General features: G+C 39.7%; 17 protein-coding genes. All 17 read right to left on the bottom strand.

The annotated features are described in order from the left end of the window. Nucleotides 1-34: 34 nt before the first annotated feature. The 17 genes from FFM68_RS06260 to FFM68_RS06180 all read right to left on the bottom strand — a co-directional run bounded on the left by FFM68_RS06260 (nucleotide 35) and on the right by FFM68_RS06180 (nucleotide 18,105). A complete protein-coding gene (locus FFM68_RS06260) occupies nucleotides 35-529 on the bottom strand; it encodes a ComE operon protein 2 (RefSeq protein WP_137618569.1) in 495 nt (164 codons plus the stop codon). A gap of 27 nt (nucleotides 530-556) precedes the next feature. After that, complete coding sequence (locus FFM68_RS06255; RefSeq protein ID WP_239585105.1) at nucleotides 557-1,072, bottom strand: ComEA family DNA-binding protein; 516 nt, start codon at nucleotides 1,070-1,072, stop codon at nucleotides 557-559. A 141-nt stretch (nucleotides 1,073-1,213) separates the two neighbouring features. Next, nucleotides 1,214-2,257 carry a SepM family pheromone-processing serine protease gene (locus FFM68_RS06250; RefSeq protein WP_244925811.1) on the bottom strand — a complete coding sequence of 348 codons (1,044 nt, stop codon included), beginning with the start codon at nucleotides 2,255-2,257 and terminating at the stop codon, nucleotides 1,214-1,216. Continuing rightward, entirely contained in the window at nucleotides 2,247-2,741 is a 495-nt protein-coding gene (gene coaD / locus FFM68_RS06245) for a pantetheine-phosphate adenylyltransferase (protein ID WP_137618566.1), read from the bottom strand. Before coaD ends, FFM68_RS06250 begins: the two co-directional genes overlap by 11 nt. A 1-nt stretch (nucleotide 2,742) precedes the next feature. After that, complete coding sequence (gene rsmD / locus FFM68_RS06240) at nucleotides 2,743-3,297, bottom strand: 16S rRNA (guanine(966)-N(2))-methyltransferase RsmD (protein WP_137618565.1); 555 nt, start codon at nucleotides 3,295-3,297, stop codon at nucleotides 2,743-2,745. Nucleotides 3,298-3,511: 214 nt separating this feature from the next. Then, nucleotides 3,512-3,859, bottom strand: coding sequence for a YlbG family protein (locus tag FFM68_RS06235; protein WP_174784506.1), 348 nt, complete (start codon nucleotides 3,857-3,859; stop codon nucleotides 3,512-3,514). After that, nucleotides 3,846-4,271 carry a YlbF/YmcA family competence regulator gene (locus tag FFM68_RS06230; RefSeq protein ID WP_137618710.1) on the bottom strand — a complete coding sequence of 142 codons (426 nt, stop codon included), beginning with the start codon at nucleotides 4,269-4,271 and terminating at the stop codon, nucleotides 3,846-3,848. Before FFM68_RS06230 ends, FFM68_RS06235 begins: the two co-directional genes overlap by 14 nt. Nucleotide 4,272: 1 nt before the next feature. Continuing rightward, nucleotides 4,273-5,379 (bottom strand): CAP-associated domain-containing protein, encoded by a 1,107-nt coding sequence (locus FFM68_RS06225; RefSeq protein ID WP_137618563.1) that lies wholly within the window; start codon nucleotides 5,377-5,379, stop codon nucleotides 4,273-4,275. A 35-nt stretch (nucleotides 5,380-5,414) separates the two neighbouring features. Next, a complete protein-coding gene (locus FFM68_RS06220; protein WP_137618562.1) occupies nucleotides 5,415-8,837 on the bottom strand; it encodes a pyruvate carboxylase in 3,423 nt (1,140 codons plus the stop codon). 5 nt (nucleotides 8,838-8,842) lie between these two features. After that, on the bottom strand, nucleotides 8,843-10,033 hold the full coding sequence (locus tag FFM68_RS06215) for an FtsW/RodA/SpoVE family cell cycle protein (RefSeq protein WP_137618561.1): 1,191 nt from the start codon (nucleotides 10,031-10,033) through the stop codon (nucleotides 8,843-8,845). 3 nt (nucleotides 10,034-10,036) lie between these two features. Next, entirely contained in the window at nucleotides 10,037-10,339 is a 303-nt protein-coding gene (locus FFM68_RS06210; protein WP_137618560.1) for an Fpa/YlaN family protein, read from the bottom strand. Nucleotides 10,340-10,659: 320 nt separating this feature from the next. Next, nucleotides 10,660-12,498, bottom strand: a complete 1,839-nt coding sequence (gene typA / locus FFM68_RS06205; RefSeq protein WP_137618559.1) for a translational GTPase TypA — start codon at nucleotides 12,496-12,498, stop codon at nucleotides 10,660-10,662. Nucleotides 12,499-12,608: 110 nt separating this feature from the next. Further along, a complete protein-coding gene (locus tag FFM68_RS06200; RefSeq protein ID WP_137618558.1) occupies nucleotides 12,609-13,373 on the bottom strand; it encodes an inositol monophosphatase family protein in 765 nt (254 codons plus the stop codon). Nucleotides 13,374-13,429: 56 nt separating this feature from the next. Further along, complete coding sequence (locus FFM68_RS06195) at nucleotides 13,430-13,699, bottom strand: UPF0223 family protein (RefSeq protein WP_137618557.1); 270 nt, start codon at nucleotides 13,697-13,699, stop codon at nucleotides 13,430-13,432. A 386-nt stretch (nucleotides 13,700-14,085) separates the two neighbouring features. Further along, nucleotides 14,086-15,492 (bottom strand): dihydrolipoyl dehydrogenase, encoded by a 1,407-nt coding sequence (gene lpdA, locus FFM68_RS06190; RefSeq protein ID WP_137618556.1) that lies wholly within the window; start codon nucleotides 15,490-15,492, stop codon nucleotides 14,086-14,088. Nucleotides 15,493-15,499: 7 nt separating this feature from the next. After that, nucleotides 15,500-17,107: a dihydrolipoyllysine-residue acetyltransferase gene (locus FFM68_RS06185; protein ID WP_137618555.1), complete on the bottom strand. Its 1,608-nt coding sequence runs from the start codon at nucleotides 17,105-17,107 to the stop codon at nucleotides 15,500-15,502. Between the two features lie 20 nt (nucleotides 17,108-17,127). Then, the gene (locus tag FFM68_RS06180; RefSeq protein WP_137618554.1) at nucleotides 17,128-18,105 is read right to left on the bottom strand and encodes an alpha-ketoacid dehydrogenase subunit beta; all 978 of its coding nucleotides are present in this window, start codon (nucleotides 18,103-18,105) and stop codon (nucleotides 17,128-17,130) included. Nucleotide 18,106 lies beyond the last annotated feature (1 nt).

Here is an 18,106-nt window from a genome sequence, read left to right as displayed (position 1 = left end):
AAGATCGGCAAAATCAAATAGTTACGGATAGCGTTTATCCTTTTGGTAATGCGGCGGCAGCATCTTCTCCTAATTGAAGTTTCGTAAAATATTTATTTTCTAAATGGACTTGATGGGCACTCGCTCCCACTTGATTGATTAATTCAATCGCATAAGGATCATTGCGGTAGTCATTCAGATAGTGAATTTTTTTGATTCCTGCTTGCAATAAAGCTTTCGTACAAGCCAAACAAGGAAAGTGCGTCACATAAACTTCCGCTTGATCAGTAGCAATACCCAGTTTTGCACATTGCAACAAAGCGTTCATCTCAGCGTGGATCGTCCGCAGACAGTGCCCGTCCACTACGTAGCAACCATCATCTATACAATGGACATCGCCACTGACCGAGCCATTATAGCCTCCTGCGATGATTCTTTTATCTCGAACGATTGTCGCTCCTACTTCTAAACGTGCACAAGTGCTGCGCAATGATAATAATACTGATTGCGCCATAAAATATTGGTCCCAAGGGATTCTCTGCATGGTCAAATTTTTCGTCCTCTCTTTTGATCTTTCTTATATTGTAATCGAGTCTTTCAAATTTTCAAGCGTCTTTTCGCCGATACCTGACACTTTAGTCAAATCCTCGACCGCTCGGAAGCTGCCGTTTTCTTCGCGGTACTTTACAATATCTGCTGCCCGTTTTTCACCGATTCCTGATAGCTGCTGCAGTTCATTGACGTCTGCTGTATTGATATTGATTTTTTCTGTTTCAGAAGCTGTTGTTTTATTTGAATCAGTCTCGTGGATAGTCGGAAGCTCTTCACCTATTTTTGGTACATAAATAATCTCTTGATCCGCTAATAATTTAGAAAAATTGATTTGATTCTGATCCGCTTCTGTTGTAAAACCGCCGGCCAATTCAATTGCATCCATCAGCCGCATTCCTTGTGTAATTCGATACATTCCTCCTTGTTTTACCGCACCTTTGACATCAACATACCACTCTTGACTGCTTTGCTTCGTCTCTTGGCTGCTGCTCGTCGCAAAAATCATTGGATCTACTTCTTCTTCAGGCTCATTTTTAAACAAGAACCATGCCGCAAGTGCTGCAATTAGTGGCAATACAATCAGATAAGGATATTTTTTAGATAGGTTCTCATAACACCCTCCTTATTACCAATATACGCAAAAAGAGTGGTCGTCATTTTTAACGATCACTCTTTGGTCTGATTATTTCATTTTTGCTAAATAATCCAATGCATCTTGGACTGTTTTGACTGGCACGATCTTCATGTCCGTCTTTAATTTTTTAGCAGCTGCTTTTGCTTCTTCGTAGTTTGATTTGATTCCTGGTTGGGCTTTTTTCATCTCTTTTGTGATTTCATCATTAGGAGCAAAAAAGATTTGATTGCCGCTGGCCGCTGCACTAGCAACTTTCTTATCGATACCGCCGATCCGACCAACTTCACCGTCAGAATTGATCGTCCCTGTTCCAGCGATCTTTTTACCTTGGCGTAAATCTTTGTCGCTTAATTGTTCGTAAATCTCTAAGGTGAACATCAATCCCGCCGATGGTCCGCCGATATCGCCGGCATCTATTTTCACCTCATCTTGAGAATCAATCTCCGTATGATCAGTTAATGTAATGCCGATACCTGGTTTTTTATCGGTTGGAAGTTTAATCAGTTTTTCAGTTGCTTCTTTGACTTTATCATCATGAATATAGGTGACCGTCATTTTTTGGCCCACTTTTTGTGCTTTTACGTATTTCATAAATTCTTCACTGCTGGTAAAAGACTTTCCATCAGCTTTTGTTACTGTATCGCCGACACTGATTTTCCCAGCAAAGTTTGAATTATCTTCCACTCCTAAGACATAGACCCCTTTGTAGTCCATCTCATAGGATTTGTTTGCTAATTTCAACGCTTGTTCGATCGCAAAATTTTGCGATGTTTCCATATTGAATTCTTGGATCTGCATGTACTCGTCGTCACTCGCACCGCCAGTTAATTCATCCATTGAAATAATTTCATGGAAAGGTTCTGTTTTCGCTTTTAGTGCCGAAAAAACGGTTGCCCGTCGAATCCCCACTGAAGTCAGACTAAACGAGCCTTTGTCATTATCTTTTTGATTATTGACTGTGATTAATTCTTTTAAATCAATCGTCTCTCCAGGCTCTTCAATATAATATGGAATTGGAACAACGACACAGGCAACAACGACTAAAGCTAAAAAGATAATTAATAATCGTTTGAAAAGTTTGTTATTTTTCACTATTCTCACGCTTCGCTTTCAATACCCGATAAACAGCCTCAGGCAAATATTCTTTGATGTCACCATTGAATGTCCAGACTTCTTTTAAAATCGAAGAACTGATGTGACTATATTTTGGTTCAGCTAATAAGAAAACCGTCTCTAGTTCTTGATCCAAATGGTGGTTCATCAAGGCGATTTCCTTTTCGTATTCATAATCTTTAATACTGCGGATTCCGCGTAACAAAAATTTTGCGCCAATTTTCTTTGCAACATTAACTGTCAAATCATTTTCCTGTGCGATCACTCGCACATTAGAAAGATGTTTTACTGACTCCTGTACAATAGCAAGTTTCTCTTCTGACGTAAAGTAACTTTTCTTATTGGTATTCACGAAAACGCCGATGATCAGTTCATCAAACAATTTCGCTCCCCGTTCGATCGTATCTAAATGACCCATTGTCAATGGATCAAAACTGCCGGGAAAAAGTGCGATTCGTTTCATCTCAATCCTCCCAATCATAAATCGTTATGGCTGTGATACCATACTCTTGACGTTTCCGTTCTTTTAATTTGCCAATTGTTTCCGGTAATACAACTGATTGATCCGTCTCACAGACAACGGTTGCTCTTGTTGATAATAAGCCATTTTGCAACAGCAGCTCGATTTGTTTTACGATTTCCTGTTTTGCATAAGGCGGATCTAAGAGTACTAAATCAAATTGTTCCTTGCGCAATGCTAACTGTTGGATAGCTTGATTTGCCGGCATTTTCATTAATTGAAAGGCAGCTTCATTTTTAGTCATAGTGACATTTTCACGAATAATCTCCATTGCTCGAAAATTTTTCTCGACTAGAACCGCCTGTTCCATCCCCCGAGAAACAGCTTCGATTCCCAATGATCCGCTGCCAGAAAATAGATCCAGCGCTACCCCTCCATCAAAATATGGCCCAATCATATTAAAAATTGCACCTTTTACCTTATCCGTAGTTGGTCGAGTGTTACTTCCCGTTAGTGTCTTTAACTTTCGACCGCCAAATTCACCCGCGACTACTCGCATGGCTTGCGTGCCCCTCTCTTCTCACTGACGACCGTCTTGTCGTTCACATCAGATCATCAATACAAAAATTTTTCTATCTAATTCTCAGTTTTTTTGCCGTCTTTTTATCTTGCTGAAAGCTAGAAAAGTCAAATCGGCCTCTTTATTATCAAACAAAAAGATGAAAAATGTTTGAATAAATCAGACATTTTTCACCTTACTCATCATGATTGGCTTAAACTGTTTCAGCTAAGCGAATCTCTGTATTGGCTTCTACTACATCTAACTCATCATCATCGTTTACTTGATAAGCAGCCTTCGTTCCGATTCGATCAGCAAAATTCATTTCAATATCTGGTCGGTAAGAACGTTCGACTTGACGTACAAAATGTAGCGCCCGAAGTTTTTCTTCTGTTTCATCCGCAACTTCTTCATTTACATACAATACGACATATTTCATTTTTCTTGAGACAAAATGAACCAAACCATATCGTTTCAAGGTTTTTAACTGTTTCAAGGAATATACCCAAACGATCATTCCTCGTCTCTTTTGTACTATAAACTCAGCATTATCCATGACAATTCCCCTTACAACTATGATTCTTGGTTTCAAAAAAAGGATTTCCTGCATCAACTTTGATCTCCGAAGAAACAGTTTGTGCCAAGCGCTGACTAATTTCATCCAATAGTTGCTGGAAATCGGTCTCTGCCAAACGAAAAGCCGCCACTTTCTCATTCAAGTCAAGTGCACGTTTGCTCGCACGGACCCTGCGCTGCTGTTGACGATAATCAGGCGCATACTCGCCATAACTGGAAATTCGTTCAAATTTATCTTTTTCAACCTGAAAAGCTTTTTTAAGCTTTGCAACTTCTGCACAATCATTCATTTGATTTTTTTTCTGAAGATAGGTGTTATAGGTCTGACTCGCTAAAATCGCTTGAATTAACACGTGATTCTGATCCTCTAGTTGAAAAAAAGCATCATTAATGATCAATCTATTCACTATCCTTTGTTTTTTCTGGTTCTTGTAACAAGACTAGCACATTTTCTTGATCAATTGCAACGCCAAGTTCTGATTCCGGCGCATCAATTATCTGATTCAAATGATCTTGACTGATCCAATTAAACAAATTGAATAATGGATCGATCGTCGGTGAATAAAAGAAGCCGGCTTGGTAATTGATTTTTTCTTGTTTAGCTAAATCTTCAAACTCTGCAACCGATAGTTCAAAAGATAGATTGCTTAAATGTGCCTCTTGATCCGTCTGCCATTCTTCCAAACGCTCGTTAGATAATACTTTTTTTGGTGCTGTTAAAAAACTCTTTAATAACTTTTTACTGTCATTGGTTGTCGTCTCGTTTGTTGTAAAATTCGGCAACTTATACAAACTGCGGTAGCGATTAATCGCTTCGATCATCCTTGCCTGTTTTTGCTGATTCAACATATCCCAATCTAAACTGCTTTCCTGCACACGATTGGCTAAAGGATTTCCACTATTGATCTGATAAGGCATCAACCTCAACAAATTTTCCAAATCTAAATAGACCGCACCGACCATTTTTTCACTCTCGCCATTGAAAAAAAACATCGCAAATGTCTGATTGTCAAATGCGACTAATGGTCGAAAGCGCATGTCATTTTCACTCAATTCGATTGCCACAGGTTCCTCATCATAATTCAAAGCGAAATTGGCAGACAAATTAATTTGATTTGAAAACTGACTGCTAGTCATACCAAATTTAAAAGGTTCGATCTTAGCTTTTTTAGCCATGACTTTAATGACACTAACTTTGCCCGCTTCTACATTGACTTCCAATGTTCCTTGAGCAAAGGCATAATTACGCGTTTCAAAAAAGAAGCCGCTGTTCTCTGTCTTTGTTGGTTGACCAAATTGCTGTTCAAATGTTTCGATTGGCTGTGAAACGTACTTAGCAAATCCTTCAGTTTTAATCGTCTGATGTTTCAGTGCCTTATGATGAACGGTTTGATTGGTCTGTTCGACGGAAACTTTCTTTGGTGTCGGCGGAAAGAGGACCGGTTGAATATAGTAGCCCATCAAGACTACAAAGAAAATACTAAGAAATCCGATCACTCTTTTCACGCTTTCACACTCCTAACCACTACTTTAACTATAGATTATTTTTCCTTTACTTCAATCAATAAATCACCAGAATCGATACTTTCGCCTTCTTCAACATATAAATGAGAGACTTTACCAGCAAACCGCGCATCGATCGATGTTTCCATCTTCATTGCTTCGGTAATCAATAATGGTTGGCCTTTTTCGACATGGTCGCCTTTTTTGACTAGGACTTTCAACACAGAACCCGTCATTGTCGCGCCGATTTGTTCACGATTTGTTGGTTCAACTTTCCGTTTTGTTTGAACAGCACTCTTGATCGATGCATCTTTCACAACGACTTCACGACGTTGACCATTTAAGTTGAAGAACAATGTCCGATTTCCTTCGACATCCGCTTCACCGATCTCATCTAAGCGAATGATCAATATTTTCCCTTTTTCGATCTGGACATTGATTGTTTCACCAAGTCGCATCCCTGCAAAGAAGGTTGGTGTATCTAGTAACGTAACGTCGGCAAATTGCGCATAAGCTTTTTGGTAATCCAAGAATACTTGCGGATACATCAAATAGCTTAAAACATCCGTTTTGCTTGGTTCAAAGCCAATCAACTCTTGTAATTCTTGTTTTACTTTTCCAAAATCAACTGGTTTAGCCAATTTTCCTGGACGTTCTTGCATCGCTGGGCGTCCTTGTAAAATAATTTGTTGAAGTTTTTCAGGGAACCCACCAACCGGTTGACCAAGTTCGCCTTGGAAGAAACTCACTACGGAATCAGGATAACTTAATTCATCCCCGTGATCGTAAATAGCTTGTTCAGTTAAATCATTTTGAACCATGAACAACGCCATATCGCCAACTACTTTAGAAGACGGCGTCACTTTTACGATATCACCAAACATCATGTTGACTGTACGATACATCTCTTTGATTTCATCCCACTTGTCGCCTAAACCAACTGCTTTTGCTTGCTGTTGCAGATTTGAATATTGTCCACCCGGCATTTCGTGGTCGTAGACTTCTGTTTGAGCAGCTACGATTCCATTTTCAAAACTTGCATAATATGGACGCACATCTTCCCAATAATGGTTCAACTGACGAACGTTTTTCAAGTTTATTTTCGGTGTACGATCGCCGTATTGCAAAGCATAATATAAACTGCTGATACTTGGCTGACTTGTTGCTCCACTCATGGCACTCGTTGCAACATCGACAACGTCTACCCCTGCTTTAACGGCCGCAGAAAGCGTGATAATCCCATTTCCAGCGGTATCATGCGTATGCAAGTGAATAGGCAGATCCGTGGTCTCTTTTAATTCACTGATCAAATGGAAAGCAGCTTGAGGTTTTAATAATCCGGCCATATCTTTGATCGCGATCATATGAGCACCGATTGCTTCCAATTCTTTAGCCATGTCTTTATAGTATTGAACATTATATTTTGTTCTACTTGAATCTAAGATGTCGCCAGTGTAACAGATCGTACCTTCAGCAATTTTCCCCGCATCACGAACATACTGGATACTTTTTTCCATTTGGGGAATCCAGTTCAGACTGTCAAAGATTCTAAAGACGTCAATTCCATTATGAGCGGCTTCTTTAATAAACTCTTCCAATACATTGTCTGGATAGTTTGAATAGCCGACTGCATTTGACCCGCGGAAAAGCATTTGCAATAAAGTATTCGGCATTGCTTTGCGTAATAATTTTAGTCGTTTCCATGGATTTTCAGTTAGGAAACGATACGCTACGTCAAATGTCGCGCCGCCCCACATCTCACTTGAGAACAACTCAGGCATTCCTTCACCAGTTGCTTGTGCGACGTTCAATAAATCATGTGTTCGAACGCGGGTTGCTAATAAGCTTTGATGGGCATCGCGGAAAGTCGTATCTGTCAATAAGACTGAGTCTTGTTCTTTGACCCACTTAGCTACTGCTTCAGGACCATTTTGATCTAAAATATTTTTAGCTGTGATCATTTGTTTTTTTTCAACTTTTGGTAATCGTGGTGTTTCAAAGTAACGTTTTTCTTGTTTCTCGATCCCTGGGAAACCATTGACCGTAATCTCAGAAATATAACGCATTGTTTTATTTCCGCGGTCGCGGATCCGAGGAAATTCAAACAATTCAGGTGTATTGTCGATAAATGTTGTTTTTGCATCTCCGCTTTGGAAAACAGGGTGACTAATGACGTTGTGCATAAATGGGATATTGGTTTTGACACCGCGGATCCGGAACTCGATCAGACACCGCTGCATTTTTTCAATCGCTTGATCAAAACTCAATGCATACGTACATACTTTTACTAACAATGAATCAAAGTAAGGAGTCACCGTTGCGCCGGCATAAGCATTCCCAACATCCAAACGTACGCCAAAACCACCTGGTGAACGATACGTATCAATTTTACCTGTATCAGGCATAAACCCATTCAACGGATCTTCCGTTGTTATCCGGCACTGGATAGCTGCTCCAGACATTTTAAGATTTTCTTGTTTTGGCAAACCAATCTCTGTATGCAGATTTTTTCCTTCAGCAATCATTAATTGAGAAGTAACGATATCAATTCCAGTGATCAGCTCAGTGATTGTATGTTCAACTTGAACTCGTGGATTTACTTCAATAAAGTAGAAATTATCGCCCTCAACCAAAAATTCAACTGTTCCTGCATTGACATAGCCGACATGTTTCATTAACTGAACCGCTGCTTGACAGATTTTCTCACGTTGTTCTGGACTCAAAGAAATGCAAGGTGCCACTTCAACGACTTTTTGATGACGACGCTGAACGGAACAATCACGTTCAAATAAATGTAGAACATTTCCGTGTGTATCCCCTAAAATCTGAACTTCGATATGTTTAGGATTGGCAACATATTTTTCAACATAGATTTCATCATTCCCAAAAGCCGCTTTCGCTTCGCTCTTGGCACGTTCATAGCCTTCGCGTGCTTCTTTTTCATCATGAGCTACTCGCATACCGCGACCGCCGCCGCCTAAAGCCGCTTTGATCATGATTGGATAGCCATGGGATTGAGCGAAGTCCAAGACGCCTTCAATCGTATCGACCGGGCCATCAGAACCCGGAATTGACGGAATTCCAGCTTCTAGTGCGGCAGACTTCGCTTTGATTTTATCACCAAAAATATCTAAATGGTGCAATTCAGGACCGACAAAAATAATGCCCTCTTCACGACAACGCTGCGCAAATTTTAAATTTTCAGAAAGGAAGCCGTACCCAGGATGGATTGCATCCACATTCGCTTCTTTAGCTACCCGAATGATGTCCTCGATATCTAAATAAGCATCGATCGGTTTTTTACCTTTACCGACTAAATAAGCTTCATCAGATTTGAAGCGGTGAACGGAATATTGATCTTCCTCTGCGAAGATTGCTACCGTTTTAATGTTTAATTCACTACACGCACGAAAGACTCGTGTTGCAATTTCTCCTCGATTTGCTACCAAAACTTTTTTCATATACTTTACTCCTGACTTTTTAAGTATTCATACTCGATTGCTAGTTTCGTCCGCTTTTCATCCGCACTGATATTCAGTGCAAATGCCACGCCGACTGACAATACAAGTAAGCTGTTTCCTCCCTGACTCAAAAACGGGAACGTGATCCCGGTCAATGGAATAATTCCTAAAATACCACCAAGATTAATAAAAACTTGTAATAACAACAAACTTCCAATTCCGATACAAATCAATGAATTGAAAGGTTTTTTTGAACGAATCCCAACCAAGTAGATTCGTGCAATCATAAAAATCAAAATTGCTAAAATAACCAAAGCACCGATCAAACCAACTTCTTCTATTACGATAGAAAAAATGAAGTCCGTATGAGCTTCACTTAAAAAACCTTTTTTCTCAATACTATTGCCTAATCCACGGCCAAACCAGCCGCCATTGAACATCGCGTAGTACCCATTGACCATTTGATGCCCTTGATCCAACTCATACTTGAAAGGATTCTTGAAGCTCTCAAAACGACTGACAATATATTGTAGCTTCTCTGGAAATATTTTCTCTCCAAAACGAGTTAAAAACTCGATTGCAAGAAAACTACCGATGATCCCTGCTCCGCCGACAATCAGGCTGTAGACCCAATTGATCCCGCTAGCTAAAAGCAAAATCAACGCTAACAATGTAATGATCGCTGCGTTTCCCATATCAGGCTGTACTGCGACTAAAAAGATCATCGCAAAAACTAACAACAATGGGCGCTTCATATCCGTGACAAAATTGTCTTGAATCGTTTCTTGGCGCTTGGATAAAATATAGGATAGGTACCAAACAACCATGATTTTCAAATATTCCGCCGGCTGCATACTGAAAGAACCGATCCGAATCCAACCTTTTGCTCCATTGACCTCATCCCCAATAAAAAAGACAACAATCAACAGTGCAAGAATCAAATACGTCGCAGAAATAATCAACTGCTGACTCTTCAATACATCTGTTTTCATCTTGTACATCAAACTAATTACGATTAAACTTAGCCCCCAGAAAATCCCTTGATTCATCACCAAGCTGGCGGGGTTTGCATCATTTGTAATCAATAAATAGGAAGTTGAACTATAAACAAAGATCAAGCCGATCACAGTTAAAATTAAATATGGAAGCAAAATACTATAATCTAAAAAATGACGTTTCTTTATCTTACTAGGCAACGGCTAAGCCTCCCAGCCGGTATCCGTCAGATCCTGACGAGTTTCGTATAATTCCGTATATAGACGATTCAATTCAGCTTCTAATTCACTAAGCATTCGCTGCCCTTCTCCTTGCTTCAAGATACCTACCTTTTCAGCAAAAAAGACTTGACGCGAGAAGCCATACATTTGCGTATCAACGACTTCTTCGAAAGCTTTACATTGAGCGATACATAAACTATTCGTTTGATTACGAATCAATCGTTTGATTCGGTCAGCATCCTCTTGTAACACCTTCACGGCAAAATCAGAAGAAATATTTTCCATTTTGCTTCCCTCCTATCTCCTATCTTGATTTCAACATTATAACATAGAAAAATTTCAAAGAGGGAAAAAAAACGTGAGACTAAGCTTTTTCTAAACTCTTCGTTCGGGTTTTGACTTTTACACAACCAATCAAATATTACATAAAGATTACAAACAAGAAACTTCAGCTGAAAACGCGAAAAATCAGTTTTTTTATCCATTCATCCTGTGAAACAAATCGCGAATATGAAACATAACGGTTTTTTATCATTTAAAAAGCAAAAAAACTCTTTCGTTTAAATTAAAAAAAGACCACACTATAACGTGCGGTCTCAAGATAATTATTCAGCTACTTTGCGTTTTTTCGCTGCTTTTTCACGTTCTGCTTTATTCAGAAGTTGTTTACGCAGACGGATTGATTCTGGTGTAATTTCGCAATATTCATCATCGTTCAAGAATTCCAACGATTCTTCTAAAGATAAGATCCGTGGTTTTTTGATAACTGATGTTTGGTCTTTATTTGCAGAACGAACGTTAGTCATTTGTTTTGCTTTCGTGATGTTGACACCTAAGTCTTTATCACGGCTGTTTTCACCAACGATCATTCCTTCATAGATTTCTGTACCCGGTTCAACGAAAACTGTTCCGCGTTCTTCTACACTCATGATTGAGTAAGTCGTTGCTTTTCCGTTATCAACAGAAACTAAAGCACCGTTGCGGCGTCCACCGATTACACCTTGGATCATTGGCAAATATTGGTCGAAAGTATGGTTCATGATTCCATAACCACGAGTCATTGATAAGAATTCAGTAGTGAAACCAATCAAACCACGAGCAGGTGCTAAGAAGACTAATCGGATCTGTCCGTTACCTGAGTGGATCATGTCTTGCATTTCTGCTTTACGTTGACCCAACGCTTCAATCACGCTACCCATATATTCTTCTGGTGTGTCAATCTGAACTCGTTCAAACGGTTCACATCTTACGCCGTCGACAATACGTTCGATAACTTCTGGACGAGAAACTTGCAATTCATAACCTTCACGACGCATATTTTCGATCAAAATCGACAAATGCAATTCTCCACGACCAGAAACAGTCCAAGCATCAGGAGATTCTGTATTCTCAACGCGTAGTGAAACATCGGTATGCAATTCTGACATCAAACGTTCTTCAATCTTACGAGAAGTCACATATTTACCTTCACGTCCAGCAAATGGTGAATTGTTAACTAAGAAAGTCATTTGTAAAGTCGGCTCATCAATGTGTAGAACCGGCAATGCTTCTTGATGATCAACAGGTGTCACTGTCTCACCAACGAAAATATCTTCCATCCCTGAAACAGCGATCAAGTCGCCTGCTTTTGCTTCTGAGATTTCTAAACGTTGTAAACCGAAGAAACCAAAGATTTTCGTCACACGGAAGTTTTTAATCGAACCGTCAAGTTTCATAACAGATACTTGGTCGCCGACTTTCATTTTTCCACGGAAAACACGGCCGATTCCGATACGACCCACATAATCATTGTAGTCTAATAATGATACTTGGAATTGTAATGGCTCGTCGCTGTTATCAACTGGTGCTGGAATTTTTTCAATGATCGTGTCGAAAATTGGAGCCATCGTTGCTTCTTGTGAAGCAGGATCATCTGATAAGCTAGAAGTTCCGTTGATTGCAGAAGCATACATCACTGGGAAGTCTAATTGATCATCATCAGCGCCTAATTCGATAAATAATTCTAACACTTCATCAACTACTTCTTCCGGACGAGCAGAAGGTTTGTCAATTTTATTAACGACCACGATTGGTGTTAAATGTTGTTCCAATGCTTTTTTCAGTACGAAACGTGTTTGCGGCATTGTTCCTTCATAAGCATCCACTACCAACAATACACCATCAACCATTTTCATGATCCGTTCCACTTCACCACCGAAGTCGGCATGCCCTGGAGTGTCCATGATGTTGATCTTGTAATCTTTATAGTTTACGGCTGTATTTTTTGCTAAGATCGTGATTCCACGTTCTTTTTCTAATGCATTTGAATCCATTGCCCGTTCTTGTAACTGAACATGGCTATCAAGGGTATCAGATTGTTTTAGCATTTCATCAACTAAAGTTGTTTTACCATGGTCAACGTGGGCGATAATAGCCACGTTGCGAATATCTTCTCTGTATTTCAATTTAATTGCTCCTTTTCTTGTAGCGCGAGACTCACTCGATTGACAATTATAACAGAAAAATCGCAAGAGTGTTAGTAAAACATTTTCATTTTTTCAGAAAAATAATTTCTTTACTGATTCTCCTGATTAAATGCCTGAATTTCCCTCACTGCCGCTTCTGTTCCACCGATAAAAAGCTCACGCTTACGGAAAGTCAACGACTGTTGATCTGCGCCGTATGATGGCATGCCTAATTGATCCATCATAATTTTTCCAGCAGCATAATCCCACGGGCTCAGCATACTGATATAACCAATTTGGGTCCCTTTGATCATGGCGATGAATTCAAGTCCTGCACAACCCAAAATCCGAATCCCCATCGACTTGTTCCCGATATCTTGTGCATGATGGAAATTATGGCGATAAAGCGCCGCATTCATCCCAATCAATCCTTGCTTCAACTGTTTATTCTTCGGAACAGAGATTTCTTTCCTATTATAGAAGACTTTGCCAACTCTTGCTCCGCCCCAAAAAAGTTCATCTCGCATCACATCATAGATGAAGCCTAGCTGACCGATTCCGTCCTCATAAACAGCAACCATGACACAAAAATTTTCTTGTTGCATCACAAAATTCATCGTGCCATCAATCGGATCGATTACAAAAACGCGTCCTTCATCAATGGGCGTTTGATCCAATCCATTTTCTTCGCCTAAAATCTTTGCATCTGGATCATAGGTATTGATTTTTTCAACAAGAAAATTTTGCACTTCTTTATCGACATTGGTCACTAAATCTGTTCGATCAGATTTTTCATCGACTTTCAGCGCTGAGCCCAATCCGGTTTTTATTTTTTCTGCGGCCTCATAGATCCAACTAATAATCTCTTTTTCCACTAGCTTATCCCCCTAACTTGCGACTGATCGATAAAAAATAAGAGTAGTCTATCACTCTACATTTTAAAACGTTTACCCGTTGCGCCTTTTGCCTGCTGGAGCGTTCGATAAATCGAATATCCGCTAACTTCTTGAAATTGACGCCCTAGCTTCTTTTCTTCGCCAATACTTTTTACAACCGTTTTAAATTTCTTATAGCCCGCTAAAAAAGCTACTTTTTCTACACCCGTTTCATTGGCTTCCTCAACTAAGTTGAAGAAATCGATTACTAGTGCCAACTCCTCATGAGTCCAATCTTCATCAATCGGATAACTATAATTTGCCATTCTTCTACACCCCACTTAAAGATAGTTTACCATATAAAAAGAAAAGCTTTGATCAAAAAAATTCGTTGACAATCTTAGTCGCTAAATGGGTTACACAGCATTTCTCTAGTTTCTGATTACGCCGAATCGTTTAAAAAACTTTTTAAAAACTTAATCAAAGCTATAAGAAACAAAAGAAATTCCATCCATTCTCTAAAAACTTCTAAAAGACTCTAAATTGTTTTTTCAATATATTCCATGTTATTACAGTAATTAAGAATCCACCTTTTTATATCCTTGAATCTACTCATAGTTCAATAAAAAAATTAGGCTGCAAGTCATCGATAAGCAATCGACAATCTGCAGCCTAGAAAACTATTTTATTGTTTTAATAGATCCGTTTTATTTTAAATATGAATTGGTAAACCTAACGCTAATTCAGCTGTATCCATCACGATTTCACCTAAAGATGGATGAGGGTGGATCGTCAATGCGATATCTTCTGCATTCATGCCTGATTCAATAGCTAGTGCTAATTCAGATACCATATCACTTGCTCCAACACCAGCAATTTGTGCGCCGATAATCACATTATCGTCAACAGTTGTTACTAAACGCAAGAAACCTTCTGATTTGCCTAACGACAATGCACGACCATTACCAGAGAATGGGAATTTGAATGCTTTTGCATCAAGTCCAGCCTCTTTTGCTTCTTTGATCGTCATACCAACAGAGGCTAATTCTGGGTCTGTAAAAGCAACAGCTGGCATTGCTTTGTAATCAACCGCAACTTTTTTACCAGAAATTGCTTCAGCAGCGATTTTTGCTTCATAACTTGCTTTATGAGCCAAGGCAGCACCGGGAACGATATCACCAATCGCGTAAATACTTGATACATTTGTACGACCTTGTTTATCCACTGGGATCAATCCACGATCAGTCATTTCGACACCAGCTTGTTCTAAGCCCATGTCATTTGTATTTGGACGACGACCGACTGTTACCATTACGTAATCTGCATCAATTGTTTCTTCTTTTCCATCGACTTCGTAACGAACAGTTACACTATCACCATTATCGACTGCTTCACGAGCCATTGCAGAAGTAACGACTTTAATTCCTTTTTGTTTGAAATCTTTCTCAACAACTTGTACCATATCTTTTTCATAAGTTGGTAAAATTTGTGGTGAGCCTTCAAGAATAGTTACGTTAGAGCCTAAGTTCGCATACGCTCCGCCTAGTTCAGCACCGATAACTCCGCCGCCGATGATTACAAATTTTTCAGGAACTTCTTTTAAAGCAAGTCCGCCAGTAGAATCTAAGACCCGTCCGCCAAATGTAAATCCTGGAATCTCGATTGGACGAGAACCTGTTGCGACAATTGCATTGTTGAAAGAGTATGTTTGAGCAGAATCTGGATGAATCACACGTAACGTTTTATCATCAACGAAGAAAGCTTCACCTTCAATGATTTCTACTTTATGTTTTTTCAGCAAGAATTTTACACCCGTCGTTAATTTATTAACGACGCCATTTTCTTTCCAATCTTGTGTTTTAGCAAAATCTAATGTAACTTTTTCGCTAGTAACACCAAACAATGAAGAATCAAGTGCTTCTTGATAATGATGCCCCGCAGAAATTAACGCTTTTGAAGGAACACAGCCGACGTTTAAACAAACACCGCCAATGTATTCACGTTCAATAATCGCTACTTTTTGTCCCATTTCAGCTGCACGGATGGCGGCAACATATCCACCAGGTCCGGCACCAATCACAACTGTATCTAATTCAATGGCAAAATCTCCAACTACCATGTTTTTATCATCCTTCCATTAATAACAATTCTGGGTCAGCCAACAAACGTTTGATATTGTTCATGGCTTTTTGCGCTGTCGCGCCATCAACGATGCGATGGTCGAAGCTTAATGAAAGTTTCATTACACGGCCAACCGCTAATTCACCATCTACTACGATTGGTTGTTGAGCAATCGTACCTACGCCTAGGATAGCAACTTCAGGGTAGTTGATTACTGGAGTAAACCAGCCGCCACCTACTGAGCCAATATTTGAGATTGTCACTGTACCATTACGCATATCATCTGCTGCTAGTTTTCCATCATGAGCCAAAGCTGCTTTCTCATTGATTTCATCAGCAATTTTGAACATGCCTTTTGTATCAGCATTTTTTACATTTGGTACATACAATCCATGATCTGTATCTGTTGCGATACCGATATTGTAGTAATTTTTGTAAACAATTTCTTGTGCGGCATCATCGATTGAAGCATTTAAGACTGGATATTTTTTAACAGTTGCAGTTAAAGCTTTTACAACGTACGGTAAGAAAGTTAGTTTTGTGCCGTTATCCAAGGCAACTTGTTTGAATTTCTTACGGTGATCCCATAATTTAGAAACTTCTACCTCATCATGCAAAGTAACATGAGGAGCAGTATGCTTGCTGTTAACCATTGCTTTAGCAATTGCTTTACGTGTTGGTGTCAATTTTTCACGTGTTTCCATTTCGCCTAAGTTAGAAGTAAATGGTTGTGCTGGTTTTTCAGCTTGAGCTTGGACTGGTGCAGAAGCAGGAGCTGTTTGAGTTTGAGCTGGTGCTGCTTGAGCTTGGCCGCCAGAAACAAAGGCATCGATATCTTCTTTTTCGATTCTTCCACCTTTACCAGTAGCTGTTACTTGTGTAATATCAACATCTTTTTCACGTGCATATTGACGAACAGATGGCATCGCTAATACTCGTTTGTCAGGATTGCTTGCTTCAACAACTGTTGCGGTTGCTCCACTAGCTGCTGCCGGTGCTTCTGGTGCTGCGCTTGCTTCAGTTGAAGCGCTAGAGTCATTGTGTCCTGGTGCATCAATTTCAACTAGAACATCGCCGACATTTGCAACAGTTCCTTCAGTAACAATGATGTTCTTAACTGTTCCGGTTACTGGAGATGGAATTTCTTCTACTGATTTATCATTTTGTACTTCTAATAAAGTATCGTCTTCGTTGATTGTATCGCCGGCTTTAACAAACCATTTAACGATTTCGCCTTCTGCAATTCCTTCGCCGATATCTGGCAATTTAAATTGGTAAACGCCACCGCCATTGCCGGCAGCTGGTTCTGCAGCTGGTTTAGCAGGAGTTTGTGCCTCTGCTGCAACACCTGAGTCACCTTCGTTGTCCTCATGTCCTGGTGCATCGATTTCTACTAATACATCACCAACATTTGCAACAGTTCCTTCAGCAACAATGATGTTCTTAACTGTTCCGGTTACTGGAGATGGGATTTCTTCTACTGATTTATCATTTTGTACTTCTAATAAAGTATCGTCTTCGTTGATTGTGTCGCCGGCTTTAACGAACCATTTGACGATCTCGCCTTCTGCGATTCCTTCGCCGATGTCCGGTAATTTAAATTGGTAAGCCATATTTTTTCGCTCCTTCTAAATTAAAATTCTACGATTTCTTTTACTTTTGCTTCAATATCTGCTGCGTTTGGCAACCAAATACCTTCCGCTTGTCCAAATGGGAAAATCGTATCTGGAGCAGAAACTCGTCCGATTGGTGCTTCTAGAGATAAAATTGCCCGTTCAGAAATCTCTGAGATGACTTGTGCAGCAACACCCGCTTGTTTTTGAGCTTCTTGCACAACGACAACTCGCCCTGTCTTCTCAACAGATTTGATGATTGTTTCAACATCAAGCGGTGCTACCGTCCGTAAGTCGATGATTTCTGCATTGATATTTTCTTTTGCTAAATTATCGGCTGCCTTGATTGCTTCGCGAACCATTGCGCCATAAGTGATAATTGAAACATCAGAACCTTCTTTAGTTACCGCTGCTTTGTCCAATGGTACTTCATAGATTCCTTCTGGTACTTCTTCACGGAATGAACGATACAGTTTCATATGTTCTAAGAACACAACAGGATCATTGTTTCGAATAGATGCAATCAATAATCCTTTTGCATCGTAAGGGTTTGATGGGATAACTACTCGTAAACCTGGTGATTGCGCCATTAAACCTTCTAAGTTGTCTGAGTGTAATTCAGGTGTGTGAACTCCGCCACCAAATGGTGCGCGAATAGTGATTGGCATATTCCGTGTATTTCCCATCCGGTAACGTGTACGAGCCATTTGTCCAACGATTTCGTCCATTGCTTCAAAGACAAAACCAAAGAATTGAATTTCGGGAACAGGACGGAAGCCTTGTAAAGCTAAACCAAAAGCAAGTCCGGCGATTCCAGATTCAGCTAATGGTGTATCAAACACTTGATCTTCGCCGAATTTTTCTTGAAGACCTTCAGTGGCACGGAAAACCCCGCCGTTTTTACCAACATCTTCACCAAAAATCAGAACTTCTTTATCTTTTTCAAGCATCAGAGCTAAGGCATCTGTAATTGCTTGGATCATTGTTTTTTGTGCCATG

It is taken from the genome of Enterococcus xiangfangensis, assembly GCF_005405365.1.
Classification (GTDB): Bacteria; Bacillota; Bacilli; order Lactobacillales; family Enterococcaceae; genus Enterococcus_A; species Enterococcus_A xiangfangensis.
The sequence above is the reverse complement of the archived record's forward strand: the minus strand, read 5'-3'. Positions and strand labels throughout refer to the sequence as shown.

Coding starts and splice junctions, on each gene's coding strand:
- coaD (WP_137618566.1), bottom strand. CDS start 2,741: ATGAAACGAATCGCACTTTTTCCCGGCAGTTTTGATCCATTGACAATG.
- rsmD (WP_137618565.1), bottom strand. CDS start 3,297: ATGCGAGTAGTCGCGGGTGAATTTGGCGGTCGAAAGTTAAAGACACTA.
- FFM68_RS06220 (WP_137618562.1), bottom strand. CDS start 8,837: ATGAAAAAAGTTTTGGTAGCAAATCGAGGAGAAATTGCAACACGAGTC.
- FFM68_RS06210 (WP_137618560.1), bottom strand. CDS start 10,339: ATGGAAAATATTTCTTCTGATTTTGCCGTGAAGGTGTTACAAGAGGAT.
- FFM68_RS06195 (WP_137618557.1), bottom strand. CDS start 13,699: ATGGCAAATTATAGTTATCCGATTGATGAAGATTGGACTCATGAGGAG.
- lpdA (WP_137618556.1), bottom strand. CDS start 15,492: ATGGTAGTTGGAGATTTTGCCATTGAATTAGATACAGTTGTGATTGGT.
- FFM68_RS06185 (WP_137618555.1), bottom strand. CDS start 17,107: ATGGCTTACCAATTTAAATTACCGGACATCGGCGAAGGAATCGCAGAA.
- FFM68_RS06180 (WP_137618554.1), bottom strand. CDS start 18,105: ATGGCACAAAAAACAATGATCCAAGCAATTACAGATGCCTTAGCTCTG.